The sequence below is a fragment of the Ruegeria sp. G7 genome, assembly GCF_056535465.1.
In genome coordinates, this window is sequence record NZ_JBQFIL010000002.1 from 358,704 (window position 1) to 381,269 (window position 22,566).

Here is a 22,566-nt window from a genome sequence, read left to right on the forward strand (position 1 = left end):
TGCCCTGTCGTGCCTTATGGCGATCAGCGCCCATGCCGACAGCCTTGCCAGCTTCCTACCCGAGATTGAGCCCGCCGATCTGGCCCCCGGTGCCGATGCCTTTGGTCCCGTCCGCGACGATGTGCAGGTGGCCCCCGTTCTTAAAGACGGCGACCGCATCGCCTGGGCTTTCTTAACCTCTGATCTGGTCGGCACCACCGGCTATTCCGGCAAGCCCATTCATGTGGTCGCCGCCATCGATGATGAGGCGGTGCTGACCGGGGTGCAGCTGGTCAAGCACTCGGAACCCATCGTGCTGATCGGCATCCCCAATTCCCGCATGGTGGAACTGACCGAAGGTTATGCCGGGCTTGATCTGAAGATTGAGGCCGAGACTGGCGGTGAAGGGCACGACCTTGATATCATCTCGGGTGCAACCGTCACGATCATGGTGATCGATGACAGTCTTGTGCGGGGCGGCATCAAGGTGGCGCGCGCTGGGGTTGGGCGGCTTGGCACCGGCGCAGGCCGATGGGCCCAAGCGCGAGGTCGATATGGCGCAGGACGCCATCTATGACTGGACGACGCTGTCGGGCGACGGCTCGGTCCGGCGGCTGACGCTGGATATCGGGCAGGTCAACGCGGCGTTTGAGGCGAAGGGCGATCAGCGCGCGATCAAGCGCCCTGAACCGGGCGAACCCGATGACACCTATATCGATATGCATATGGCGCTGGTCTCGGTGCCGTCGATCGGCAAGTCGCTGCTGGGCGAGGCCGAATATCAGAACATGGTCAATTGGCTGGACGAAGGCGAGCAAGCCATTCTGGTGCTGGGTCGCGGGGCCTATAGCTTCAAGGGCTCAGGCTATGTCCGGGGCGGGATTTTCGACCGGATTCAGCTGATCCAGGGCGACAATTCGGTGCGGTTCTTTGACAAGCAACAGCGTCGTCTGGGCGAGGTTGCAGCCCCCGATGCCCCAAGCTTTACGGAACTGGACATCTTCAAAATCCCCGCCGAGGCCGAGTTCGACCCCGCAGAGCCCTTCCGCCTGCAACTACTCGCCCAGCGGGCCGTAGGCGCGGTTGAGAAAACATTCCTGACCTTCGATCTGGGCTACAAACTGCCGGAACACTACCTGCTGCCCGTCGCGGCCCCTGTGGTTGTCGATGACGCCACCGGCGAAGCGGCGGCCAAGGCCGCGCTTTGGAAACGCATCTGGAAGGACCGCACGGTCGAGATCGGGGTGCTGGGCGCGATGCTGCTGGTGCTGACGGCGACCTTCTTCTTCCAGTTCCACGCCACCATGAATGCGCGGGTCTTTTATTGGTTCCGCATCGGATATCTGACCATGACGCTGTTCTTCATCGGCTGGTACGCCAATGCACAGCTGAGCGTGGTGAACCTGATGGCGCTGGCGGGCAGCCTGCGCACGGGCTTCTCTTGGGATGCTTTCCTGCTGGACCCGCTGGTCTTTATCCAGTGGTTCGCCGTCGCCGCCGCGCTGCTGTTCTGGGGGCGTGGGGCCTATTGTGGCTGGCTGTGCCCGTTCGGCGCGTTGCAGGAACTGACCAACAAGATCGCGCGGGCCTTCAAGGTGCCGCAATGGACCTTGCCTTGGGGTCTGAATGAACGCCTCTGGCCTGCGAAATACATGATCTTTCTGGTGCTGTTCGGGATCAGCTTTGTCTCGATCCCGCTGGCCGAAACCTATGCCGAGGTCGAGCCGTTCAAGACTGCGATCATCCTGAAATTCATGCGCGACTGGCCGTTTGTCGTCTTTGCGCTGGCCCTGCTGGGGATCGGGCTGTTCGTGGAACGGTTCTATTGCCGCTATCTCTGCCCGTTGGGCGGAGCGCTGGCGATCCCGGCCCGTATTCGCATGTTCGACTGGCTGCGCCGCTACAAGGATTGCGGCACCCCCTGTCAGACCTGCGCCAATGAATGCCCCGTTCAGGCGATCCACCCCACGGGTGAGATCAATCCGAACGAGTGCGTCACCTGCCTGCATTGTCAGGTGCTTTATCAGTCCGAGGACAAATGTCCCGTCGTTATCCGCCAGCTGAAACGGCGGGCCAAGACAGGGTCGGTCCAGATGAAAACCCCGCTCGGACAACCACCGGCGAACCATCCGAACGCCAAACCGCAAACCGTTTCCTAAAAGGAGGGACGATCATGTCGGAACATGACAAGAAACTGAACATCACACGCCGCGGGATGCTGGGCGCAACCGCAACCGGTGCGGTGATTGCCGGGACCGGGCTGGGCTCGACCCTGATGACCGCGCGCGAGGCGAGTGCTGCCGCGAATGCGCATCTTGAGCCGGGTGAGCTGGACGAATATTACGGCTTCTGGTCCTCGGGCCAGACTGGCGAGCTGCGCATTCTGGGCGTGCCCTCGATGCGTGAGCTGATGCGGGTGCCGGTGTTCAACCGCTGCTCGGCCACGGGTTGGGGTCAGACCAATGAATCGCTGAAGGTTCTGACCGAAGGCCTGCTGCCCGAAACCAAGGAGTTTCTGGCCGCAAACGGCAAGGTCACCTATGACAATGGCGACCTGCACCACCCGCATATGTCGTTCACCGATGGCACCTATGACGGCCGCTATCTGTTCATGAACGACAAGGCCAACACCCGCGTGGCCCGTGTGCGCTGCGACGTGATGAAATGCGACAAGATCATCGAAATTCCGAACGCGCATGACATCCACGGTCTGCGTCCGCAGAAATACCCGCGCACCGGCTATGTCTTTGCCAATGGTGAGCATGAGGCCCCGCTGGTCAACGATGGCCAGATCCTCGACGATCCGTCCAAATACGTGAACATCTTCACCGCCATCGACGGCGACACGATGGAGATCGCGTGGCAGGTGATGGTCTCGGGCAACCTCGATAACACCGATTGCGACTATCAGGGCAAGTATGCGTTCTCGACCTCGTACAACTCGGAAATGGGTATGAACCTGGCCGAGATGACCGAGAATGAGCTGGACCATGTGGTCGTGTTCAACCTCAAAGGCATCGAGGACGCGATTGCTTCCGGGAACTATCAGGAACTGAACGGCGTCAAGGTCGTGGACGGGCGCAAAGAGGCAGGTGGCAACCTGACCCGTTACATCCCGATCCCGAACTCGCCGCACGGTGTGAACGCAGCACCCGACAAGAAACACATCATGATCAACGGCAAGCTGTCGCCGACCGTGTCCGTGATCGATGTGGAAAAAGTCGACGCGCTGTTTGCCGACAACGCTGACCCGCGTTCGGCTATCGTGGCAGAACCACAGCTGGGTCTTGGTCCGCTTCACACCGCATTCGACGGCAAGGGCAACGCCTACACCACCCTGTTCCTGGACAGCCAGGTGGTGAAATGGGACATCGCCAAAGCGATCGAAGCCTTTGGCGGTGCCGACGTTGATCCGATCCTTGACAAGGTGGACGTGCAGTATCAGCCGGGCCACAACTCGACCTCGATGGGTGAAACCGCCGAAGCGGATGGCAAGTGGCTGATTTCGATGAACAAGTTCTCGAAAGACCGCTTCCTGAACGTTGGGCCGCTGAAGCCTGAGAATGAGCAGTTGATCGACATCTCGGGCGACAAGATGAAGGTGGTTCATGACGGCCCGACCTTTGCCGAGCCGCACGATTCGATCCTTGTGCACAGGTCCAAGGTGAACCCGGTCAATGTCTGGGATCGCAACGACCCGATGTGGGAAGAGGCACGCCAGCAGGCCGCGGCCGATGGTGTCGATCTGGATGAAGGTGCCGAGGAGCCGATCCGGGATGGCAACAAGGTGCGGGTCTACATGACCTCAACCGCGCCTGTGTTCAGCCTTGAGAAGTTCACCGTCAAGCAGGGCGATGAAGTGACTGTCTATGTCACCAACCTGGATGATGTGGACGATGTGACCCACGGCTTCTGCCTGTCGAACTTCGGCATCGCGATGGAGGTTGCACCGCAGGCCACCGCCTCGGTCACGTTCATTGCCGACCGTCCGGGCGTGCACTGGTTCTATTGCCAGTGGTTCTGCCACGCGCTGCACATGGAAATGCGCGGCCGGATGTTCGTTGAGCCGCGGAGCGCGTAACGATGCGTTGGTCCCTGCTCATACCGCTCCTGCTCGGCTCGCCCCTTTGGGCGGCGGACTGGGATGTGCCCAACCGGGCGGGGGCCATCAACGAGATACTGGCGCAGGCGGCGGATGGAGACACCCTCCGCCTGAGCCCCGGTGTTTATACCGAACAATTGGTTCTGGACCGGCCCGTCACCATTGACGGGCAGGGCTTGGCCACCATTGACGGACAAGGCGAAGGCAGCGTCATCACCGTAACCGGGCCCGGCGTGACCCTGCGCGGGCTGACGGTGATTGGCTCAGGCTCGGACCATGACGGGATCGACAGCGGCATCCAGCTGACCAAAACGGCCCACGCGCCGGTGGTCGAGGACAATGTGCTGCTGGGCAATCTCTATGGCATCGACATCCATGGGGCCAAGGACAGCATCGTGCGCCGCAACCGGATCGAGGGGCGGCAGGACCGCCACATGAACGCGCGCGGCAACGGGGTCTATGTCTGGAACGCACCGGGGGCCGTTGTCGCCGACAATGACATTCAGTTTGGCCGCGACGGGATTTTCGTGAATTCTTCGAAGAAGAACTTGTTCACCGGCAATCTGTTCCGCGATCTGCGCTTTGCCGTGCATTATATGTATGCCGACAATTCCGAGGTCAGCAACAACGTCTCGATCGGCAACGATCTGGGATATGCGGTGATGTTCACCTCGAATGTCAAAGTCACCGACAATGTGTCGATTGACGACCGCGAGCATGGCGTGATGCTGAACTATGCCAACAAGAGCGTCATCACCGGCAATGTGGTCAAAGGTGCGAAAGAGAAGTGCACCTTCCTGTATAATTCGAACAAGAACGAATTCACTGACAACTGGTTCCAGGGTTGCGGCATCGGCATCCACTTTACCGCCGGCAGTGAACGCAACCGGATCGTCGGCAATGCCTTTGTCGGCAACCGGACGCAGGTGAAATATGTCTCGACCAAATGGGTCGAGTGGTCAGAAGACGGGCGCGGAAACTATTGGTCCGATTTCGCCGCCTATGATGTGGATGGCAACGGCGTGGCCGATGCCCCGTATCGCCCCAACGATTCAATGGACCATGTGCTGTGGACCCAACCCGCAGCCAAATTGCTGCTCGGCTCGCCTGCCGTGCAGCTGGTGCGCTGGTCGCAATCGGCCTTCCCGGCTCTGCTGCCGGGGGGTGTGATGGACAGCAACCCCTTGATGCAAGCCCCTGAACCCCCAGCTATGAAAAAGGTGCCTCATGACGGATAAGGCCCTGACGATTGACCAAGTCTGCAAGGACCGTGGCAAGACCCGCGTTCTTGACGATATCACTCTGTCCCTTGCCCCCGGTCAGCGCGTGGCGCTGCTGGGCCATAACGGCGCGGGCAAGTCGACGCTGATCAAATCCATCCTCGGCCTGACGCCGATCCATGGCGGCACCATTCGCATCGGAGACGCCACCCCCGGCAGCGCGCAGGCGCGGCGCGAGACAGCCTATCTGCCCGAGGCGGTATCCTTCCACCCGGCGCTGACGGGACGCGAGGAACTGACACTGTTCGCGCAGCTTTCAGGCGCGAAGGCGGATGTACCCGGCCTGTTGGAGCGGGTTGGCCTGAGCGATGCGCTGGACCGCCGGATTGGGGCCTATTCCAAAGGGATGCGGCAACGTCTGGGTCTGGCACAGGTGCTGCTGGGTCAGCCGAAAGTCGCATTGCTGGATGAGCCAACGAGCGGGCTGGACCCGATCTCGCGGCAGGATTTGTATGCCATCATTGATGAGCTGGCTGCACAAGGCACCGCCGTATTGATTGCGTCTCACGCCCTGACCGAGGTTGAGGCCCGCACCGACCGCATCGCCATCATGCGCAAGGGTCGGATGGTGGCTGATGATACGCTGACCAACCTGTCTGCGCTGGCCGGTCTGCCGATCCGCCTGAAGGTGCGCGCCAGTGCCAACCCTGACGCCTTGGCCGCCGAACTGGGCGGCAATCGGATCAACGGGGCGTCTGTGGAACTGCTCTGCACCCCTGAAGACAAGATGGAGGCCCTGCGCCGCATCGCCGGATTGGGCGACGCGGTGGCGGATGTCGAAATGACCCCGCCCAAGCTGGAAGACCTTTATCGTCACTACGCACAGGAGGAGAGGCTATGACCCGCTTCCTCGCCATCACCCGCACCGAAATGCTGATCCTGCGCCGCAACCGCTGGCTGCTGGTCGCCACACTGATCATGGTGCTGTTCGCGCTGGCGCTGACCTTTGCGGGTAGCGCCCCGACCGGCACGCTGGGGGTCGATATGCTGACCGTCTCGGTCGCGTCGATGACCACGCTGTCGGTCTACCTTGCGCCCTTGCTGGCGCTGATGATTTCTTTCGATGCCATCGCAGGCGACGTGGACCGGGGCAGTCTTTCCCTATTGTTGTCCTACCCTGCGGGGCGCGGAGAAATCCTGTTGGGCAAGTTCACCGCCCATCTGGCTGCACTGGCCTTTGCCATGACCGTCGGTTTCGGCACCGCAGGCGCTGTGGCGGCCTTCTTCGGGGGCGCGGGGCCTGAAAGCCTGATGGCTCTGGTGCGCCTTATCCTCACCTCGATCCTGCTGGGCGCTGTCTTTCTGGCGCTGGGATACCTGCTGTCCGCCTTGGCAAAAGGGGCCACGGCGGCGGCGGGTCTGTCGGCCGGGCTCTGGCTGGTTTTTGTCGTCCTCTATGATCTGGGCCTGTTGGGGGCCGTCGTCATGGACAAGGGCGGCACCTTCACCCAATCCGTCTTTCCGTGGGTGATGGTGGCCAACCCGGCCGACGCATTCCGTCTGTGGAACATCGCCGCAACCGAAGGCGTCGCAATGGCCTCGGGCATGACCGGGGCCGCGCAGGCCCTGCCGGTCTGGGCCGCGCCCGTGTCGCTGCTGATCTGGCCGGTGATCGGCTTTGCCCTTGCACGGGCCGCGTTTAGGAGGGTTGAGCCATGAAGCGCCTGTGCCTGATTGCCCTGATCGCGCTGGCTGCCTGCAAGGAAGAGGTGGCCGAGGCCCCAGACCCGGTGGACCTGACCCCAGATGCGCTGAGTTTCTTCTGCCAGATGAACATCGCCGAACATGGCGGGCCCAAGGGGCAGATCCATCTGGAGGGCTACCCCGCGCCGCTGTTTTTCGCACAGGTGCGCGACATGGTGGCCTATCTCAAAAGCCCCGAGCGCGACGCCAAGATCACCGCCGTTTATGTCAGCGACATGAGCGTCGCCCCCAGCTGGCGGCAGCCGGGTATCTCGAACTGGATTCCCGCTGATGGCGCGACCTTCGTGGTCGGAGCCAACGTAAAGGGTGGCATGGGTGCGCGCGAAGTGGTGCCCTTTGCAGACCCCGTCGCCGCCGAAGCGTTCATCACCGACTATGGCGGCACGGCGCTGCCCCTGTCTGACATTCCCGACACCGAGGTCCTCGGCCCCGTCGATCTGGACCTGCAGCTGGAGACACCCGCATGAGCCGCTACTCTCGCCGCCGTTTCCTGAGCATTTCGGCCGCTTGCATGTCCTTTCCGGCGGCGGCATCCGCAGCCGGGCCATCTGCCCGGTGGACAGGGATCGCATTGGGCGCGCCCGCCAGTATGCACTTGAATGGGCTGAGCGACGCGGAAGCCGCCCCCGTTTTTGACGCGGTTGCCTCCGAAGTTTCCCGACTGGAGAACATATTCAGCCTGTACCGCCCCGACTCAGAGCTGTGCCGTTTGAACCGAACGGGCCACTTGTCGGCCCCCTCAGCCGAGCTTTTGCAAATCCTGAGCCTGTGCAGCGCCCTGCATGCAGCGTCGGGGGGCGTCTTCGACCCGACCATTCAACCGCTTTGGATGGCTTTGGCCAACGAAGCTGCCGCGTCCGAACGAGACAAGGCGTCGGGTATCATCGGATGGAAGAACGTCGTGGTGGGTATGGATGAAATTCGTTTGCCAGTTCCGGGCGTGTCTGCCCTGACGTTGAACGGCGTGGCACAGGGCGAGGTGACGGATCGAATTTCCAGGCTTCTCAAGTCGTTTGGCCTGCGAAATGTGTTGGTAAATATGGGAGAAATCCGGGCCGAAGGACGGCGCGGCGATGGGCGCGCCTGGCAGGTTGGGCTGGCCTCCGCGAATGGAGCATTAGAAAATCATATCAGCCTCAGCAATCGGGCAGTGGCGACCTCATCTCCTGCGGCCATGACCCTGCCAGGTGGGAAGGGGCATATTCTGAACCCAATCCGTGAGCGCGTGTTTCATAGCACTGTGTCCGTCTCCGCCCCCAGTGCCGCTGTAGCGGATGGGCTGTCGACGGCTTTATGCGCTGTCCCCCACGACGGATTCACCGGGGTTCTGTCCCGTTTCCCGGGTGCCCGGATTGAGATGCTTATGTGAAGCACGGGCAGGAACCGAAATCATCCGCCTTCCGGCCTGAACAATCCTCAGAGTTTTCAAAGCGACCGAAACTTAAGCACTCAGCACATGACTTAGGTCAATTTTTGACCATCGATTGTTCGGTACAGTGCTTGGCAAAACACGACTCAAGATCAACAGTGGACCGCAAGCCAATGAACAAGCTAGCCAGCCGTCGCGCTTTTCTGCGTGGGAGATCCCTGCGCAAGCGCGCGGATGCAATAAGACCACCTGGCGCCGTATTGGCCGATTTCCACGAACTATGCACCCAATGCGACGATTGCGGCGCCGCCTGCCCCGAAGAAATCATCTCAATCGACGCACAGGGGTGGCCGGTTGTAAACCTTGCTGCGTCACCCTGCACCTTCTGCGCCAAATGCGCCGAGGTCTGTCCGACCGGGGCGCTGCTCCCTGAATTGGTGACCGAATGGCCCTGGCGCGCCAGTGTATCAGCAAGCTGTCTGTCCCTGAACGGCGTAAGCTGCCGCGTATGCCAGGACGTCTGCGATAACAACGCTCTCCGTTTCAAACCCCAACTTGGTGGTCGATCAGAACCCGTTCTTGATCAGACGAACTGCAGCGGTTGCGGCGCCTGTGCCAGCGCTTGCCCAGCAGGCGCCGTCAGCTTCGTACGTATCGAACCTCAGCCCTCGGAGAGCCTGCAATGAATATCTGTGGATGCCTCGTTCACGTGACGCCCGACACCACCCAAGAGGCCCAGAAGGCCATGGGGCGTGTCGATGGCGTTGAAATTCATGCGGCGGCCGAGGATGGCCGCATCGTTGTTGTAGTCGAGGACACGCCCGAGAAACTGGCGTCCGAGACGATCATGGATCTGCATCAGATCCCGGGCGTGATCTCTCTGTCCCTGACCTATCACCATTTCGAAGACCTCGCGGAGACCCGTCCGCACCTCAACGCTTCTCGCCAGATATAAAGCCGGAGACCCATGTCATGACCATCTCTGAATCCCGCCGGACATTCCTGAAATCAACCGCGGCCGCCGCGACGGCCTCGGCCGCCGGCCTGCCGCTTGCGACCGGGCAGGCCAGCGCGCAAGTCGGCAACCCCGACATCCGCTGGGACAAGGCCGCGTGCCGGTTCTGCGGCACCGGCTGCTCGGTCCTGATCGGCACCAAGGACGGGCGCGTCGTCGCCACCCAGGGCGACCCGGACGCGCCGGTGAACCGGGGTCTGAACTGTATCAAGGGCTATTTCCTGTCCAAGATCATGTACGGCAAGGACCGCCTGACCACACCGATGCTGCGCAAATCCAACGGCCAGTACGACAAGAACGGCGAATTCGAGCCCGTTTCGTGGGACGAAGCCTTTGACGTCATGGCCGCCAAATGGAAAGAAGCGCTGGCCAAGAAAGGCCCGACCAGTGTCGGCATGTTCGGCTCGGGCCAGTGGACCGTCTGGGAAGGCTATGCCGCCGCCAAGATGATGAAGGCGGGCTTCCGCTCGAACAATATCGACCCCAACGCGCGGCACTGCATGGCGTCTGCCGTGGTGGGCTTTATCCGCACCTTCGGCATCGACGAGCCGATGGGCTGCTATGACGACCTTGAGCACGCGGATACCTTCGTGCTCTGGGGTTCGAACATGGCCGAGATGCACCCGATCCTGTGGTCGCGCCTGACCGACACGCGCCTGACCAAGCCGGGCTGCGAGGTGCATGTGCTGTCAACCTATGAGCACCGCTCGTTCGAGCTGGCCGATAATGGCATGATCTTTGCACCGCAGACCGATCTGGCGATCCTGAACTATATCGCCAACTACATCATCCAGAACGGCGCGGTGAACGAGGAATTCGTCAAGAACCACGTCAACATCACCAAGACCGCCACAGATATCGGCTATGGCCTCCGCGACAATCACCCGCTGCAAGAGGCCGCCGAGAACCCCAATGTCGGCAAGATGGAACCGATCAGCTTCGAGGAATATGCCGAAGCGGTTTCCAAATACACTCTGGAATATACGTCCGAGCTATCCGGCGTCCCCGCCGCTTCGCTGGAACGTCTGGCCCAGCAATACGCCGATCCGAACCGCAAGGTCATGAGCCTGTGGACCATGGGCTTCAACCAGCACACCCGCGGATCGTGGGTGAACTCGCTGATGTATAACGTGCACCTGCTGGTCGGTAAGATCTCGGAGCCCGGAAACTCACCCTTCTCGCTGACTGGTCAGCCCTCGGCCTGCGGGACGGCGCGTGAGGTCGGCACCTTTGCCCACCGTCTGCCCGCCGACATGGTGGTGATGAACGACAAGCACCGCGAGATTTGCGAAAAAGCCTGGAACGTGCCCGCCGGCACCATCCCGGCCAAGCCCGGCTTCCACGCCGTGCTGCAGCACCGCAAACTGAAAGACGGCGACCTGAACGCCTATTGGGTGCAATGCACCAACAACATGCAGGCCGCGCCCAACATCAACGAAGAAGGCTATCCCGGCTACCGCAACCCGGAAAACTTCATCACCGTTTCGGACCCCTATCCGACCGTCACCGCGCTGTCGGCTGACCTGATCCTGCCCACCGCCATGTGGGTTGAAAAAGAAGGCGCCTATGGCAACGCGGAACGCCGCACACAGTTCTGGCGTCAGCAGGTCAAGGCCCCGGGCGAGGCCAAGTCGGATGTCTGGCAGGTCATGGAGTTCTCAAAACGCTTCACCGTCGAGGAAGTCTGGGGCGAGGAATTGCTGGCCACTATGCCCGAGCATCGCGGCAAGACCATGTATGACGTGATCTTCGCCAACGGCACGATCGACAAATACCCGCTGTCGGAAACCGCCGAAGGGTTCGACAACGACGAATCCGAACACTTTGGCTATTACGTGCAGAAAGGCCTGTTCGAGGAATATGCCGAATTCGGGCGCGGCCATGCGCACGATCTGGCTCCGTTCGACGTGTACCATCAGGCCCGCGGCCTGCGCTGGCCGGTCGTGGACGGCAAGGAAACGCTCTATCGCTTCCGCGAAGGATATGACCCCTATGTCGAGGCCGGGGCGGGCGTGCAGTTCTATGGCAAGCCGGATGGCAAGGCGAACATCATCTTTGCGCCTTATGAACCGGCGGCCGAGGAACCGGATGACGAATTCAATCTGTGGCTCTGCACCGGTCGTGTGCTGGAACACTGGCACTCGGGATCGATGACCCGCCGTGTGCCTGAACTGCACCGCGCCTATCCGGCCGCCGTGGTCTACATGCATCCCGAAGACGCCAAGGAACGTGGCCTGCGCCGCGGTCAAGAGATCGTCTTGTCCACCCGTCGGGGCGAGGTCAACAGCCGGGTCGAGACCCGGGGCCGCAACAAGGTGCCGCGCGGTCTGGTCTTCATGCCATGGTTCGACGAAGGCCAGCTGACCAACAAGCTGACGCTGGACGCGACCTGCCCGCTGTCAAAAGAGACCGACTTCAAAAAATGCGCCTGCAAGGTCGAGCGCGCGTAACAGGCAAGTAAGGCAAAGGTTGTTCCCATGTCTTCTGCAGGCAAACCCCTTGCGCCAAACCGGCGTCGCTTCCTACAGGATGCGGCGCGGGCGGCAGGCGGTTGTGTGGCCGCCGGATCATTGCTGGCCTATCTGGCCCGCGATGCACGGGCCTTGCCTGCCGAAGCATTGCGGCCGCCCGGTGCCCTGCCTGAACAAGACTTCCTGTCCGCCTGTATTCGCTGTGGTCTGTGCGTGCGAGAGTGCCCTTATGACACGCTGAAACTGGCCGAGTTGGGTGTCGATGCCGTCGCCACCGGCACGCCCTATTTCACAGCGCGCGACGTGCCCTGCGAGATGTGCGACGACATCCCCTGCGTCGCCGCCTGCCCAACCGGGGCGCTGGACCCCGTGCTGGTCGATCAGGAGAACTGCCTGAACTTCCTCGGCCTGCGCTGCGACGTCTGTTACCGCGTCTGCCCCGTCATCGACGAGGCGATCACGCTGGAAACCGAACATAATGCGCGCTCGGGCCACCATGCGGTGTTCATCCCGACGGTCCATGCCGACCGCTGCACCGGCTGCGGCATGTGCGAGAAAAGCTGCGTCCTGCCCGAGGCCGCAATCAAGGTTCTGCCCGCGCGGCTTGCGCGCGGCAGCAGCGCAGAGCACTACCGTCGCGGCTGGGAAGAGAAAGAGGCCAAAGGCGCGCCGATCGTCGAGGGCATCATAGACCTGCCGGATCGTTTACCGGGGCCGGGCACCGACAACCTTGTCGCACCGGGTGGGTTCGAGCCTGTTTTCAAGCTGCCGGGGGTGAAGCAATGACCGCCCGCACACATCTTCCAGTGGGACGGGAAGCCCTCGAGGCCAAGGGCTGGCTGGGTGCCCACAAGTACCTGCTGCTGCGCAGAACCAGCCAGCTGTTCTTTCTGCTGTTGTTTCTGTTGGGCCCGTGGTTTGGCATCTGGGTTGTGCAGGGCACTCTGGCGGGGTCGCTGACCCTTGGCGTGCTACCACTGACCGACCCGTTTGTATTCCTGCAGAGCCTTGTGGCCGGGCACTGGCCAGAACTGACTGCGGCCATCGGCGCTGCAATCGTTCTGGTCACTTACGCCCTGATTGGGGGCCGCGTCTATTGCTCGTGGGTGTGCCCGATCAACCCGGTGACGGACGGCGCGCATTGGTTGCACCGCAAGCTGGGCCTGCAGAAAGGTTGGCAGCCCAAACGCGGTACACGCCTTTGGATCATGGCGACGGTCCTGATCGTTTCCGGCCTTAGCGGCGCGATCGCGTGGGAAATGGTCAATCCGATTACCATGCTGCATCGCGGCCTGATTTTTGGCATGGGTTTCGTCTGGACCATGGTCATTGCGATCTTTCTGTTCGACCTTTTTGTTTCGCGCCATGGCTGGTGCGGCCATGTCTGCCCGGTCGGGGCCTTCTACGGGCTGGTCGGAACCAAAGCCCTGTTGCGCGTAAGCGCCCCCAACCGCGCCGCATGTGACGATTGCATGGATTGCTTTGCCGTTTGCCCGGAAAACCACGTCATATCACCCGCGCTCAGGGGTAAAGGGGACAGCACCCCTCTGATCCTGTCACCCGATTGTACAAATTGCGGACGCTGCATCGATGTATGCGCCGTTGACGTTTTCACTTTCACTCACCGGTTCGACGACCAGGTCGCCGCACCTTCCGATCCCGATCCCGCGCCACAGCCGCGCGCAGCCAGACCTATTTAAGGGAGTGCCCAGATGAACAAGCCAATCCTTACAGGCGTCGCCGCCCTGATCCCCGTCATACTCTTGAGCGGGTTCGCCCTTGCCCAATCTGCCCAGGTGGAGACCCTGCGCGGGGCTGACGTTGATGAACTCATCCCATTGGACGACGTCCACAAAACAGTCGAAGGCCGCATGGTGCGCAACTACCGTCAACAGCCGCCGCTGATCCCCCACTCGGTCGAGCAATACCAGATTGATCTGCGCACCAATCAATGCCTGTCCTGCCATGACTGGACCAAGGCGGGCGAGCGCAATGCACCGACCCTGTCGATGACCCACTATCTGGACCGCGAAGGTCGCGAATTGGATCAGATCGCAGGGACCCGGTACTTCTGCAATCAGTGCCACGTTCCTCAGGCCGATGCCCCGGCATTGATCGAGAACGTCTTTGAATCCTCTGGCAACTAATCCATCGCAAGTCTGAAAGGAGCACCAAAATGGCCGACTCCCCTGAAAAACGCGGCTGGATTGGTCGCATCTGGAACGCCTTCTGGACCCCGGCGGTCCTGTTCAGTTCCGGGTTCCTGATATTGGCCGGATTTCTGGCGGGCATCCTATTCTGGGGTGGCTTTCACTGGACGCTGGAACTGACCAATACTGAAGAATTCTGTGTGTCCTGCCACACGATGGAAACCAATCTGGGCGAATACCGCGAGACGATCCACTACAACAACCATTCGGGCGTGCGCGCAATCTGCTCGGACTGCCATGTGCCGGATGAATGGAACCACAAGATCAAAGCGAAGATCATGGCGGTCAAGGACGTGTACCACGAGTTGGCAGGCACCATCAGCACGCCCGAGAAATACGAAGACCACCGCCTGACCATGGCGTCGGCTGTGTGGAAGAAGATGAAGGAATCCGATAGCCGCGAGTGCCGCAACTGTCACAACTTCGACTATATGGACTTCACACTGCAGGAAAACCGCGCCGCCTCAGAACACCATCGCGCGATTGATACCGGCATGACCTGTATCGACTGCCACCAGGGTATCGCCCACAGCCTCCCGCCCAATTATCTGGAAACCTACCAGAAAATTGCAGACGCGGTAGACGGTGAGGTTCTGCAGGAACATGCAGCCGCGGACGGTGACGATATCCGCACGTTCCTGAACAACAGCTCGGACTAAGGAGAGCGCAGAGATGTTAGAGATACTCGGAACCATCGGTGGCAACATCCTCAGCCTGCCCGGTATACTCGGGCTGGCGCTGGGAATGATGACCAGACAAGTGTGGCTAGGCGCTGCGTTGGGTGGACTTGTCGGGGTGTTGGAAACACTGGTCTTTGCCGGTTTCCAATTCGCTCACATCGAAGCGCTTGAGCTCGTGATCGCAATACTGGTTGGAGTGTGTGCGGGCAGCTTAGGCAGCGCTATCCGCATCAAAGGAACGCAAGCCAGACCTTAAGCTCAGAGCTTATAGCCCATAAATGACGAGTGCGGCGTGTGCGCGGCTGCTGGGAAGACTTTCAGGGGTCTTTCGTAGCTTGCGGCGACACGCCGCCAGTCTTTCAGACTGGCCACGATGCTCCTCGGAGATCAATGGGTCCCGACCTTAAGAAGTTTGCTCAGATGCCAAAGTGCCGACTCTGAAACGGACGTCATTGTTCCAGCCTGAACTGGGGCAAATCGAATTGCCGCTCGGAAGTCATGTTCAGTAACGTCCAGCAGCCCGCCCAGCGAAGAGATATAGCTTCTCGGCCCCAAGGATCGTGACGGCGGGTTGCAGTCGTTACATGACCGCGCCAATCTGCCAGGGAACGAATTCATGATCACCCAAACCCTGCGCCTCGGATTTGCTGGGCTGACCTGAGGCGACCTCGATGATACGTTGGAACAGTGCTTCGCCAACCGCCTCGACGCCCTGCCCTTCCGAGACAATGACACCTGCGTCCAGGTCGATATCCTCCGGCATCCGGCCCCATAGCGCCGAGTTCGACCCCACCTTGATCGTCGGCGCGGGCTTGGAGCCGAAGGCAGAGCCGCGCCCCGTCGTAAAGACTACCATATTGCAGCCCGAGGCAATTTGACCCGTAATCGAGACCGGATCATAGCCGGGGCTGTCCATGAAAACGAATCCTTTCGTATCGATCGGCTCTCCATAGCGGTAAACTCCGTTCAGCGGTGTGGTCCCACCTTTGGCCACCGCGCCCAGAGATTTCTCGAGAATGGTTGTCAGACCACCTCGCTTGTTGCCCGGCGACGGATTGTTGTCCATCGACCCGCCATTGATGTCCGTATACCGTTCCCACCATTCAATGCGTTCAATCAGCTTGGCGGCGGTGGTTTCGTCCCGGGCGCGGCAGGTCAACAGATGCTGCGCGCCATAAATCTCTGGCGTCTCGGCCAAAGCAGCCGTGCCGCCGTTACGCACGAGCAAATCCGCCGCATATCCAAGCGCCGGGTTTGCCGTCACACCTGACCAGCCGTCCGAACCGCCACATTGCAGCGCCAACGTGATTTCTGACACGGGGGCCAAAGCGCGCCGATCCGCGTTGACGATCGGCAACATCTCACGCACTTCGCGCAGACCCGCCTCGACCGTCTGGCGCAGCCCGCCCATGTTCTGAATATTCATGGTCCGGACCCGCGGCCCCTGCGACAAGCCATAAGCTTCAAGTAGAAAATCGATCTGGTTGACTTCACACCCCAAGCCGACGAACAGAACACCGCCGACATTGGGATTTCGCGCATAGCCCCAAAGCACCCGTTGCAGGTTGGCGAACCCATCGCTGTTCATCGCCATCCCGCAGCCAGTTCCGTGCGAAAACGCGGCGACCCCATCGACATTTTCGTACTCGGACAGTTCGTCATCCGTGATTTCGGCAGCGATCATATGTGCTGCGGTGGCCGAACAGTTCACCGATGTCAGCACGGCGATGAAATTGCGCGTGCCCACCTGGCCGTTGGGACGATGATACCCCATGAACTGGGCACGGTCTGGCTCGGGCACGAAGTCAACATCTTTGAGATCTTGCCCCACACGCATATCAAGTTCGAGCGGCTCGAATTGCAGATTGTGAGAGTGCACATGCTCTCCGGCCTGGATGTTCGCGGATGCAAACCCGATCACTTGCCCGTATTTGCGAACGGCATCGCCCTGCGCAATATCCTGTGTTGCGATCTTGTGTCCTGACGGCACCGGATTGGTCAGTGTGATCCCGGCCAATTCCACCCCGGCATCCAGTGTACGGGCCGCGATGACGATGTTATCAGCCTCTTGGAGACGGATCAGATCGCCGCCATTGATCGCACCCATTCCGAATTTCCCGACTTGTTCCAGGTTCTTCGTTGTCATGCGGACTGAACGGCAATCTGCAAGTCCGTCCACACGCAGCCCGCAAAACAACTTCGCGTCTGTGATAGCGCCATAGCCGCCAAAACAACAGCCCTGCCAATGGGTCGAACGCGGCATTCGCTTGTAAGTCTGTGTTCAAGACATTGTTATTAGGCGGGTGAAAGTTGTTTATGTGACGCCCCCATACAGTGTAGGTTCCGGGCAATGCGGGACATGCACCACCACACAGGGTCGTGAAGACCTCGCCAGCTCATCTTAAAGGACTGCTTGTTATGGCTAGAAGTTCCTACGTGCCCCGCGCGGGCCGATACGACGACATGATCTATAACCACTGCGGCAACAGCGGGCTGAAGTTGCCTGCGATCTCGCTGGGGCTATGGCATAACTTCGGATCGGACAAGCCACATGGCCTTAAGCAAGAGCTATGTCGGACAGCTTTTGATCTGGGTATCACGCATTTTGATCTGGCCAACAATTATGGCCCCCCTCCGGGCAGCGCCGAAGAGGCCTTTGGGCAAATCCTGGCAACGGATTTTGCCGGATACCGGGATGAGCTGATTATCTCATCCAAGGCCGGTTACGATATGTGGCCCGGGCCTTACGGCGAATGGGGCAGCCGCAAATACCTGATCGCGTCTTGCGATCAAAGCCTCAAGCGTATGGGGTTGGACTATGTCGATATCTTCTATTCGCACCGGTTCGATCCCAATACCCCGCTGGAAGAGACGATGGGCGCGCTGGATCAGATCGTGCGGTCCGGAAAGGCGCTTTATGTCGGGATATCGTCCTACAACTCGCAGCGCACGCGCGAGGCGGCTGCGATCCTGAGGGATCTGGGCACACCCTGCGTCATTCATCAGCCCAGCTACAACATGATCAACCGATGGGTCGAGACGGACGGGCTGAAAGATACTCTGAAAGAGCTCGGCATCGGCTCCATCGCCTTCACCCCGCTGGCGCAAGGAATGCTGACCGGAAAGTACCTGAATGGCGTCCCTCAGGACAGTCGGGCCGCAGATGATAAATCGCTGAATCCGGACTTGCTGACCGACAAAACCATCGAAAACCTGCGCAGCCTGGATGCCATTGCCCAACGTCGGGGGCAAACGTTGGCCCAGATGGCACTGGCATGGGTTTTGCGCGACGGTGGAATTACAACGGCGCTGATCGGGGCCTCAAGATCAGACCAGATCATTGATTGCGTGGGGGCCCTGAAGAACATCGAATTTACACCCGATGAGCTGGCCGAAATTGACCTCTATTCTGCCAATGGCGACGTCAATCTGTGGTCGCAATCCTCGAACGCATAATCCGATTTGAATAAGGAAACGAACATGAACAAGCCTATCATAGGTTTCATTGGTGTCGGCCTGATGGGGCACGGCATGGCCAAGAACATCGTTCAGAAAGGCTATCCGCTGGTTGTGATGGGGCACCGCAACCGTGTACCCGTCGATGATCTGCTGCAGCGCGGTGCGACCGAGGTCAAATCGGCCAGGGACATGGCCGACCAGTGCGATATCATCCACCTATGCGTGTCCGGCAGCCCGCAAGTGGAACAAATCGTGCGCGGCCCCGAAGGGATTTTGGCGTCTGGCAAAGAGGGTCTGATCGTTATCGATTGCTCGACCTCTGATCCGGTCTCAACCCTGCAACTGGCCGCTGAACTGCGCGCGGCAGGAATGGATTTGGCCGATGCCCCTCTGGCGAAAACTCCGGTAGAGGCCGAAGCGGGCACGCTGGACGCAATGGTCGGCGCAACGCCGGAAACATTCGAAAAGATAAGGCCGGTTCTGGAATGCTGGTCGGGGTTGGCCGTGCATCTGGGCGAGGTTGGTCTGGGGCACAAGATGAAGCTGATCAACAACTTCATCTCACTGGGCTACGCAGCGCTCTATTCCGAAGCGCTGGCGATCGCCGAGAAATCAGGCCTGACCGTCGAGCAAGTGGATTCCATCATCCGCCCCGGCCGTTTGTCGAACGGGTTCTATGAGACTTTCATGAAATGGACACTGGAGCGGGATGAGAACGCCCACAAGTTCAGCATCACGAATGCCCACAAGGATATGCGGTACCTGACCAATCTGGCCAACAGCGTGGGCGCGCTGAACCCGGTGCAAGCAGATGTGCGGAACGCATTTGCAGCAATGGAGGCAGCCGGGCAAGGAGAGCGCTACCTCCCGATGCTGGCGGATTTTATCGCGCAGATGAATGGGTTGGACAGGGGTAAGTAGCGCTAGCTGTCCCCCAACTTCCGCAAGCATTCCTTGACCAATTAGCCTGGGTCAATTGCGAACGATCATCCATTCAATACAAGCCGACCATCTATCCCAGGTGAGTAGTCTTTGAACGCTCATCCAGAAGAGAGCAGCTTTCGAACGATGTCTCATCTGATACCGCGCTGGTATGGGAGCACAGCTGGGCCTTGCAAGAAGCGTGTCTCTTTCTATGCTTGCAACCGGCAGTTCGTGATAACGCTTATCTACCTCAAACCAGAGATCAAATTCGCCCGTTGAAGGCAGATAAGTCAAAAAGCATGAAGACAGATGAACCACAGAGTTTTCAATTAGGGAGAAAAGCATGAAGAGAGTTTTCAAAACCGCAACCGCCAGCGCGGTAGCCTTCCTGTGGGTCGCCGCCGTCGCCACTGCCGAAGAGTGGCGATTCAACAATTTCCTGCCCGAGACCCGTCCCGAAACCGCGGAATTGGAACGCTTTGTCGAAGAGGTAAACGCCGCCCTTGAGGGTGAGAACGAACTGAAGCTCTATAGCGGAGGTTCGCTGGGCCTGCCCAATACCGATACCCTCCGGTTCCTGCCCAAAGGCGCGGTTGAGATGAGCCTGATCTGGGCGAACTATCTGGGGCGCGACGCACCTGCGCTCAGCTCGGTTGTGGTTCAGGGCACCATCGGTTCGATTGAAGAGTTCGAGAAAGCAATCCCGACTGTGCGCGAAATCTACGAAGAGGAGTTTACCGATTGGGGCGTGACCTCGGTAGGCTATGTTCCGATCCCGATGCTTTCGGTCTCGGTCTTCTGCCGGGATGAGCCTGTGCGCACTATCGACGCCCTGAAGTCGAAGAAGCTGCGCGTCTGGGCGCGGGATCAGGTCGAAACCTTCACACGCCTCGGTGTGGCCGCGCAGATCATTCCGCAGGAAGAGATGTATGTGGCGCTGAAAACCGGCGTGGTCGACTGTGCGCTCTATCCGGCACTTTACGCACACACGGTCTCTTTGCAGGAGGTCGCCAAATATGCGTCCTACCTGTATCCGATGGCGTCCGGTCCTTACGTGATCGGCGTGGCCACCGATAAGTGGGAAGCCACAGATGACGCCACCAAAGCGGCGATTGCAACGGCGGCAGACGCTTTGTGGGAGCGCACAAATCAATATGAAGACGACTTCGAACGCGAACTGGCCGCGCGCGACAAGCTGAGCGAGGAAGGCGTGACCTGGGGTGAAGATTTCTCGCAGGAAGACCGTGACCTGTTTGTGTCGAATGTCACCGAAATCTGGGCCGAGCTTGCAGAAGAGGCTGGTGGCAACGCGCCTGCCTATCGTGAGCGTGTCCTGACAGCGTTGGGCCGCTGACCCTCAGATGGGCCGAGGTTTGAAACACATCATTGCGCAGGGGCTGGATCGTCTGGCCCTTGCCTGCGCTGCGGCGGCGGCTTTGGGGATGATCGCGATCGTTGGCCTTATCGTGACCAGCGTTTTGATGCGTAAATTTGCCAACACGCCGCTGCATATTACCGAAGAAGTCGTTGGCCTGTTGCTGAGTGTTTCGCTGTTTCTGGGCCTTCCGATGGTAACGCTGCGCGCCAAGCATGTTCGCGTGTCGCTGCTGGCCGACATGCTGAAAGGCAGACTGCATGACGCGATGCAGATCGCAGCCCTTCTGGTCGGTATCGCATTTTTCCTCTGGCTGATCGTCGAGACAATCCCCTGGTTTGAGTTCGCGTTCAAGCGCAGCCTCAAAACCGAAACCACTCGGATACTGCTTTGGCCATGGATGGCGCTGATGCCGCTGTCGCTTGCGCTGACCATGTCCATCTTGGTGGCGCGGCTGGTCGGCGTGCTGGACCGGGTGCCCGACACCGACGCTGACATCGAATAATCCCCGGCAAAAGAGGCCTCTACATGTCATTCTGGCTTACGTTGACAGGTGCGCTGGTTGCCACCGCCGGTACGGGCGTGGCGCTTGGGGCGGCCCTTGGCCTGACCGGGCTTCTGATCCTGCATTTCTTCTCGAACGGGGCCACATCGCTCGCCGTAGACGCAATCTGGAGCGTCTTTAACTCGTTCACCCTCAGCGCGGTTCCGATGTTCATCCTGCTGGGCGAAGTGCTTTTGCGCAGCGGCATCAGCGAGCGGGCGTATTCTGCATTCTCCCCGCTGTTTCGCCGCATCCCGGGCGGGTTGCTGCACACCAATATCGCGGTTTGCACGCTGTTTGGAGCGGTCAGCGGTTCCAGCCTGTCAACAGCGGCGGCAGTGGGCTCGGTCGCTTATCCTGAGATGTCCAAACGCGGCTATGACAAGGATACGATTGTGGGCAGTCTGGCCGGTGGCGGTACGCTTGGCCTGTTGATCCCGCCCAGCCTGTCGTTCCTGATCTATGGCGCGCTGACCGAAACCTCGATCGGGCGCCTGTTCGCTGCCGGTATCATCCCGGGTTTTCTGGTTGGGCTGATGTTCATGGCCTACCTGTTCGTGAAAAGCGCCAGAAACCCGGCCATCGCCCCCCGCGATGAGACCCCGTTACCTCTGCGCGAAACACTGGCGGGCTTCAAACAGATCTGGCCGTTGCTGGCGCTGATCATTGCAGTCATCGGCAGCATTGTGGGCGGGCTGGCCACACCCACCGAAGCAGCCGGAGTAGGCGTGGTGCTGGCCGTCATCATCTCGTCCATTTGGGGTGATCTCACCTGGAAGAAGCTTGTCGAGGCGGTCTATCAGTCCGTTCTCTTGTTCGCCTCGGTCGGGTTTTTGGTGCTGGGCGCGACCATATTGGCGAAATCGACCAGCATTCTGGGCGTGCCGCAACAGATCCTTGAGGTGGTGGCGGAAAGCGGGATGGGCACTTATAGCGTGCTGCTGATCGTAGTGCTGATCTATCTGGTACTGGGCTGCTTTTTCGACGGCCTTTCCCTGATGATCATGACCTTGCCGGTCGTGTTTCCCTTGTTGACCGGGCTGGGTTTTGATCCGATCTGGATCGGGGTCATCATCACCATCGTCATCGAGATCGGTCAGGTCACGCCACCGGTTGGGCTGAACCTGTCGGTGCTGAGCGCCCTCACCAACAACGAGGTCAGCCTTGGCCGCGTTGCGGTCGCAACCGTGCCGTATTGGCTTATTCACCTGTTCACTATCCTAATCCTGACGCTGTTCCCGGCGCTGGCCCTGTTTCTACCGGATATCTTGTTCTGACAAGAGGACCTCGCAAGACACCCAAGAGAATGGAACCGAAAGCGCGTTGGCCGGTATCGATCCGGAGGATGTTGGATGTATAGGCAGCAGACCCTCCGACACGAGAGGGAACTATCAAGATACCTGTGCCTGCCGCGACTGAACGCCGCCGCACCTCAACCCTGGTGTTTTCCAAGC

General features: G+C 60.0%; 20 protein-coding genes and 1 pseudogene. 20 read left to right on the forward strand and 1 reads right to left on the reverse strand.

All coding sequences use genetic code 11. From position 1 onward, the window contains the following. Positions 1–16 precede the first annotated feature (16 nt). From ACR3EN_RS18455 to ACR3EN_RS18525, 15 genes and pseudogenes are all read left to right on the forward strand, one after another. A pseudogene (locus ACR3EN_RS18455) lies at positions 17–2,138 on the forward strand (4Fe-4S binding protein). Positions 2,139–2,152: 14 nt separating this feature from the next. After that, complete coding sequence (gene nosZ, locus ACR3EN_RS18460) at positions 2,153–4,060, forward strand: TAT-dependent nitrous-oxide reductase (protein ID WP_480820417.1); 1,908 nt, start codon at positions 2,153–2,155, stop codon at positions 4,058–4,060. Between the two features lie 2 nt (positions 4,061–4,062). Continuing rightward, on the forward strand, positions 4,063–5,319 hold the full coding sequence (locus ACR3EN_RS18465; RefSeq protein ID WP_480820415.1) for a nitrous oxide reductase family maturation protein NosD: 1,257 nt from the start codon (positions 4,063–4,065) through the stop codon (positions 5,317–5,319). Beyond that, the gene (locus ACR3EN_RS18470; protein ID WP_480820413.1) at positions 5,309–6,202 is read left to right on the forward strand and encodes an ABC transporter ATP-binding protein; all 894 of its coding nucleotides are present in this window, start codon (positions 5,309–5,311) and stop codon (positions 6,200–6,202) included. Before ACR3EN_RS18465 ends, ACR3EN_RS18470 begins: the two co-directional genes overlap by 11 nt. Further along, on the forward strand, positions 6,199–7,020 hold the full coding sequence (locus tag ACR3EN_RS18475) for an ABC transporter permease (RefSeq protein ID WP_480820411.1): 822 nt from the start codon (positions 6,199–6,201) through the stop codon (positions 7,018–7,020). Before ACR3EN_RS18470 ends, ACR3EN_RS18475 begins: the two co-directional genes overlap by 4 nt. Next, a complete protein-coding gene (locus ACR3EN_RS18480; RefSeq protein WP_480820409.1) occupies positions 7,017–7,532 on the forward strand; it encodes a nitrous oxide reductase accessory protein NosL in 516 nt (171 codons plus the stop codon). The genes ACR3EN_RS18475 and ACR3EN_RS18480 overlap by 4 nt, the downstream gene beginning before the upstream one ends. After that, the gene (locus ACR3EN_RS18485) at positions 7,529–8,434 is read left to right on the forward strand and encodes an FAD:protein FMN transferase (RefSeq protein WP_480820407.1); all 906 of its coding nucleotides are present in this window, start codon (positions 7,529–7,531) and stop codon (positions 8,432–8,434) included. Before ACR3EN_RS18480 ends, ACR3EN_RS18485 begins: the two co-directional genes overlap by 4 nt. 173 nt (positions 8,435–8,607) lie before the next feature. Then, positions 8,608–9,120, forward strand: a complete 513-nt coding sequence (gene napF, locus ACR3EN_RS18490; protein WP_480858553.1) for a ferredoxin-type protein NapF — start codon at positions 8,608–8,610, stop codon at positions 9,118–9,120. Further along, positions 9,117–9,389 (forward strand): chaperone NapD, encoded by a 273-nt coding sequence (locus ACR3EN_RS18495; protein ID WP_480820403.1) that lies wholly within the window; start codon positions 9,117–9,119, stop codon positions 9,387–9,389. The genes napF and ACR3EN_RS18495 overlap by 4 nt, the downstream gene beginning before the upstream one ends. A gap of 17 nt (positions 9,390–9,406) precedes the next feature. Further along, positions 9,407–11,899: a nitrate reductase catalytic subunit NapA gene (gene napA, locus ACR3EN_RS18500; protein ID WP_480820401.1), complete on the forward strand. Its 2,493-nt coding sequence runs from the start codon at positions 9,407–9,409 to the stop codon at positions 11,897–11,899. A 27-nt stretch (positions 11,900–11,926) separates the two neighbouring features. Beyond that, positions 11,927–12,706 carry a ferredoxin-type protein NapG gene (gene napG, locus ACR3EN_RS18505; protein ID WP_480870455.1) on the forward strand — a complete coding sequence of 260 codons (780 nt, stop codon included), beginning with the start codon at positions 11,927–11,929 and terminating at the stop codon, positions 12,704–12,706. Further along, positions 12,703–13,620 (forward strand): quinol dehydrogenase ferredoxin subunit NapH, encoded by a 918-nt coding sequence (gene napH / locus ACR3EN_RS18510; RefSeq protein ID WP_480870458.1) that lies wholly within the window; start codon positions 12,703–12,705, stop codon positions 13,618–13,620. The genes napG and napH overlap by 4 nt, the downstream gene beginning before the upstream one ends. 12 nt (positions 13,621–13,632) lie before the next feature. Then, on the forward strand, positions 13,633–14,067 hold the full coding sequence (locus ACR3EN_RS18515; protein WP_480820395.1) for a nitrate reductase cytochrome c-type subunit: 435 nt from the start codon (positions 13,633–13,635) through the stop codon (positions 14,065–14,067). Positions 14,068–14,096: 29 nt separating this feature from the next. Continuing rightward, the gene (locus tag ACR3EN_RS18520) at positions 14,097–14,789 is read left to right on the forward strand and encodes a NapC/NirT family cytochrome c (RefSeq protein ID WP_480870461.1); all 693 of its coding nucleotides are present in this window, start codon (positions 14,097–14,099) and stop codon (positions 14,787–14,789) included. 13 nt (positions 14,790–14,802) lie between these two features. Continuing rightward, entirely contained in the window at positions 14,803–15,066 is a 264-nt protein-coding gene (locus tag ACR3EN_RS18525; protein WP_480820391.1) for a hypothetical protein, read from the forward strand. A 324-nt stretch (positions 15,067–15,390) separates the two neighbouring features. On the opposite strand, the gene ACR3EN_RS18530 is transcribed toward ACR3EN_RS18525, so the two are convergent. Continuing rightward, positions 15,391–16,956 carry a UxaA family hydrolase gene (locus ACR3EN_RS18530; RefSeq protein ID WP_480820389.1) on the reverse strand — a complete coding sequence of 522 codons (1,566 nt, stop codon included), beginning with the start codon at positions 16,954–16,956 and terminating at the stop codon, positions 15,391–15,393. 272 nt (positions 16,957–17,228) lie between these two features. Here ACR3EN_RS18530 and mgrA point away from each other — a divergent pair, with 272 nt between their 5' ends. From mgrA to ACR3EN_RS18555, 5 genes are all read left to right on the forward strand, one after another. Next, on the forward strand, positions 17,229–18,266 hold the full coding sequence (mgrA, locus tag ACR3EN_RS18535; protein ID WP_480820387.1) for an L-glyceraldehyde 3-phosphate reductase: 1,038 nt from the start codon (positions 17,229–17,231) through the stop codon (positions 18,264–18,266). Between the two features lie 24 nt (positions 18,267–18,290). Further along, positions 18,291–19,190 carry an NAD(P)-dependent oxidoreductase gene (locus ACR3EN_RS18540; RefSeq protein ID WP_480820385.1) on the forward strand — a complete coding sequence of 300 codons (900 nt, stop codon included), beginning with the start codon at positions 18,291–18,293 and terminating at the stop codon, positions 19,188–19,190. A 346-nt stretch (positions 19,191–19,536) separates the two neighbouring features. Continuing rightward, complete coding sequence (gene dctP / locus ACR3EN_RS18545) at positions 19,537–20,547, forward strand: TRAP transporter substrate-binding protein DctP (RefSeq protein ID WP_480820383.1); 1,011 nt, start codon at positions 19,537–19,539, stop codon at positions 20,545–20,547. 19 nt (positions 20,548–20,566) lie between these two features. Beyond that, positions 20,567–21,073 (forward strand): TRAP transporter small permease, encoded by a 507-nt coding sequence (locus tag ACR3EN_RS18550; RefSeq protein WP_480820381.1) that lies wholly within the window; start codon positions 20,567–20,569, stop codon positions 21,071–21,073. Positions 21,074–21,096: 23 nt separating this feature from the next. Further along, complete coding sequence (locus ACR3EN_RS18555) at positions 21,097–22,389, forward strand: TRAP transporter large permease (protein ID WP_480820379.1); 1,293 nt, start codon at positions 21,097–21,099, stop codon at positions 22,387–22,389. The last annotated feature ends 177 nt before the right edge of the window (positions 22,390–22,566 follow it).

What these genes read in the sequence shown, in the direction of transcription:
- nosZ (WP_480820417.1), top strand. Translation starts at nt 2,153, where the DNA reads ATGTCGGAACATGACAAGAAACTGAACATCACACGCCGCGGGATGCTG.
- ACR3EN_RS18465 (WP_480820415.1), top strand. Translation starts at nt 4,063, where the DNA reads ATGCGTTGGTCCCTGCTCATACCGCTCCTGCTCGGCTCGCCCCTTTGG.
- ACR3EN_RS18470 (WP_480820413.1), top strand. Translation starts at nt 5,309, where the DNA reads ATGACGGATAAGGCCCTGACGATTGACCAAGTCTGCAAGGACCGTGGC.
- ACR3EN_RS18475 (WP_480820411.1), top strand. Translation starts at nt 6,199, where the DNA reads ATGACCCGCTTCCTCGCCATCACCCGCACCGAAATGCTGATCCTGCGC.
- ACR3EN_RS18480 (WP_480820409.1), top strand. Translation starts at nt 7,017, where the DNA reads ATGAAGCGCCTGTGCCTGATTGCCCTGATCGCGCTGGCTGCCTGCAAG.
- ACR3EN_RS18485 (WP_480820407.1), top strand. Translation starts at nt 7,529, where the DNA reads ATGAGCCGCTACTCTCGCCGCCGTTTCCTGAGCATTTCGGCCGCTTGC.
- napF (WP_480858553.1), top strand. Translation starts at nt 8,608, where the DNA reads ATGAACAAGCTAGCCAGCCGTCGCGCTTTTCTGCGTGGGAGATCCCTG.
- ACR3EN_RS18495 (WP_480820403.1), top strand. Translation starts at nt 9,117, where the DNA reads ATGAATATCTGTGGATGCCTCGTTCACGTGACGCCCGACACCACCCAA.
- napA (WP_480820401.1), top strand. Translation starts at nt 9,407, where the DNA reads ATGACCATCTCTGAATCCCGCCGGACATTCCTGAAATCAACCGCGGCC.
- napG (WP_480870455.1), top strand. Translation starts at nt 11,927, where the DNA reads ATGTCTTCTGCAGGCAAACCCCTTGCGCCAAACCGGCGTCGCTTCCTA.
- napH (WP_480870458.1), top strand. Translation starts at nt 12,703, where the DNA reads ATGACCGCCCGCACACATCTTCCAGTGGGACGGGAAGCCCTCGAGGCC.
- ACR3EN_RS18515 (WP_480820395.1), top strand. Translation starts at nt 13,633, where the DNA reads ATGAACAAGCCAATCCTTACAGGCGTCGCCGCCCTGATCCCCGTCATA.
- ACR3EN_RS18520 (WP_480870461.1), top strand. Translation starts at nt 14,097, where the DNA reads ATGGCCGACTCCCCTGAAAAACGCGGCTGGATTGGTCGCATCTGGAAC.
- ACR3EN_RS18525 (WP_480820391.1), top strand. Translation starts at nt 14,803, where the DNA reads ATGTTAGAGATACTCGGAACCATCGGTGGCAACATCCTCAGCCTGCCC.
- ACR3EN_RS18530 (WP_480820389.1), bottom strand. Translation starts at nt 16,956, where the DNA reads ATGACAACGAAGAACCTGGAACAAGTCGGGAAATTCGGAATGGGTGCG.
- mgrA (WP_480820387.1), top strand. Translation starts at nt 17,229, where the DNA reads ATGGCTAGAAGTTCCTACGTGCCCCGCGCGGGCCGATACGACGACATG.
- ACR3EN_RS18540 (WP_480820385.1), top strand. Translation starts at nt 18,291, where the DNA reads ATGAACAAGCCTATCATAGGTTTCATTGGTGTCGGCCTGATGGGGCAC.
- dctP (WP_480820383.1), top strand. Translation starts at nt 19,537, where the DNA reads ATGAAGAGAGTTTTCAAAACCGCAACCGCCAGCGCGGTAGCCTTCCTG.
- ACR3EN_RS18555 (WP_480820379.1), top strand. Translation starts at nt 21,097, where the DNA reads ATGTCATTCTGGCTTACGTTGACAGGTGCGCTGGTTGCCACCGCCGGT.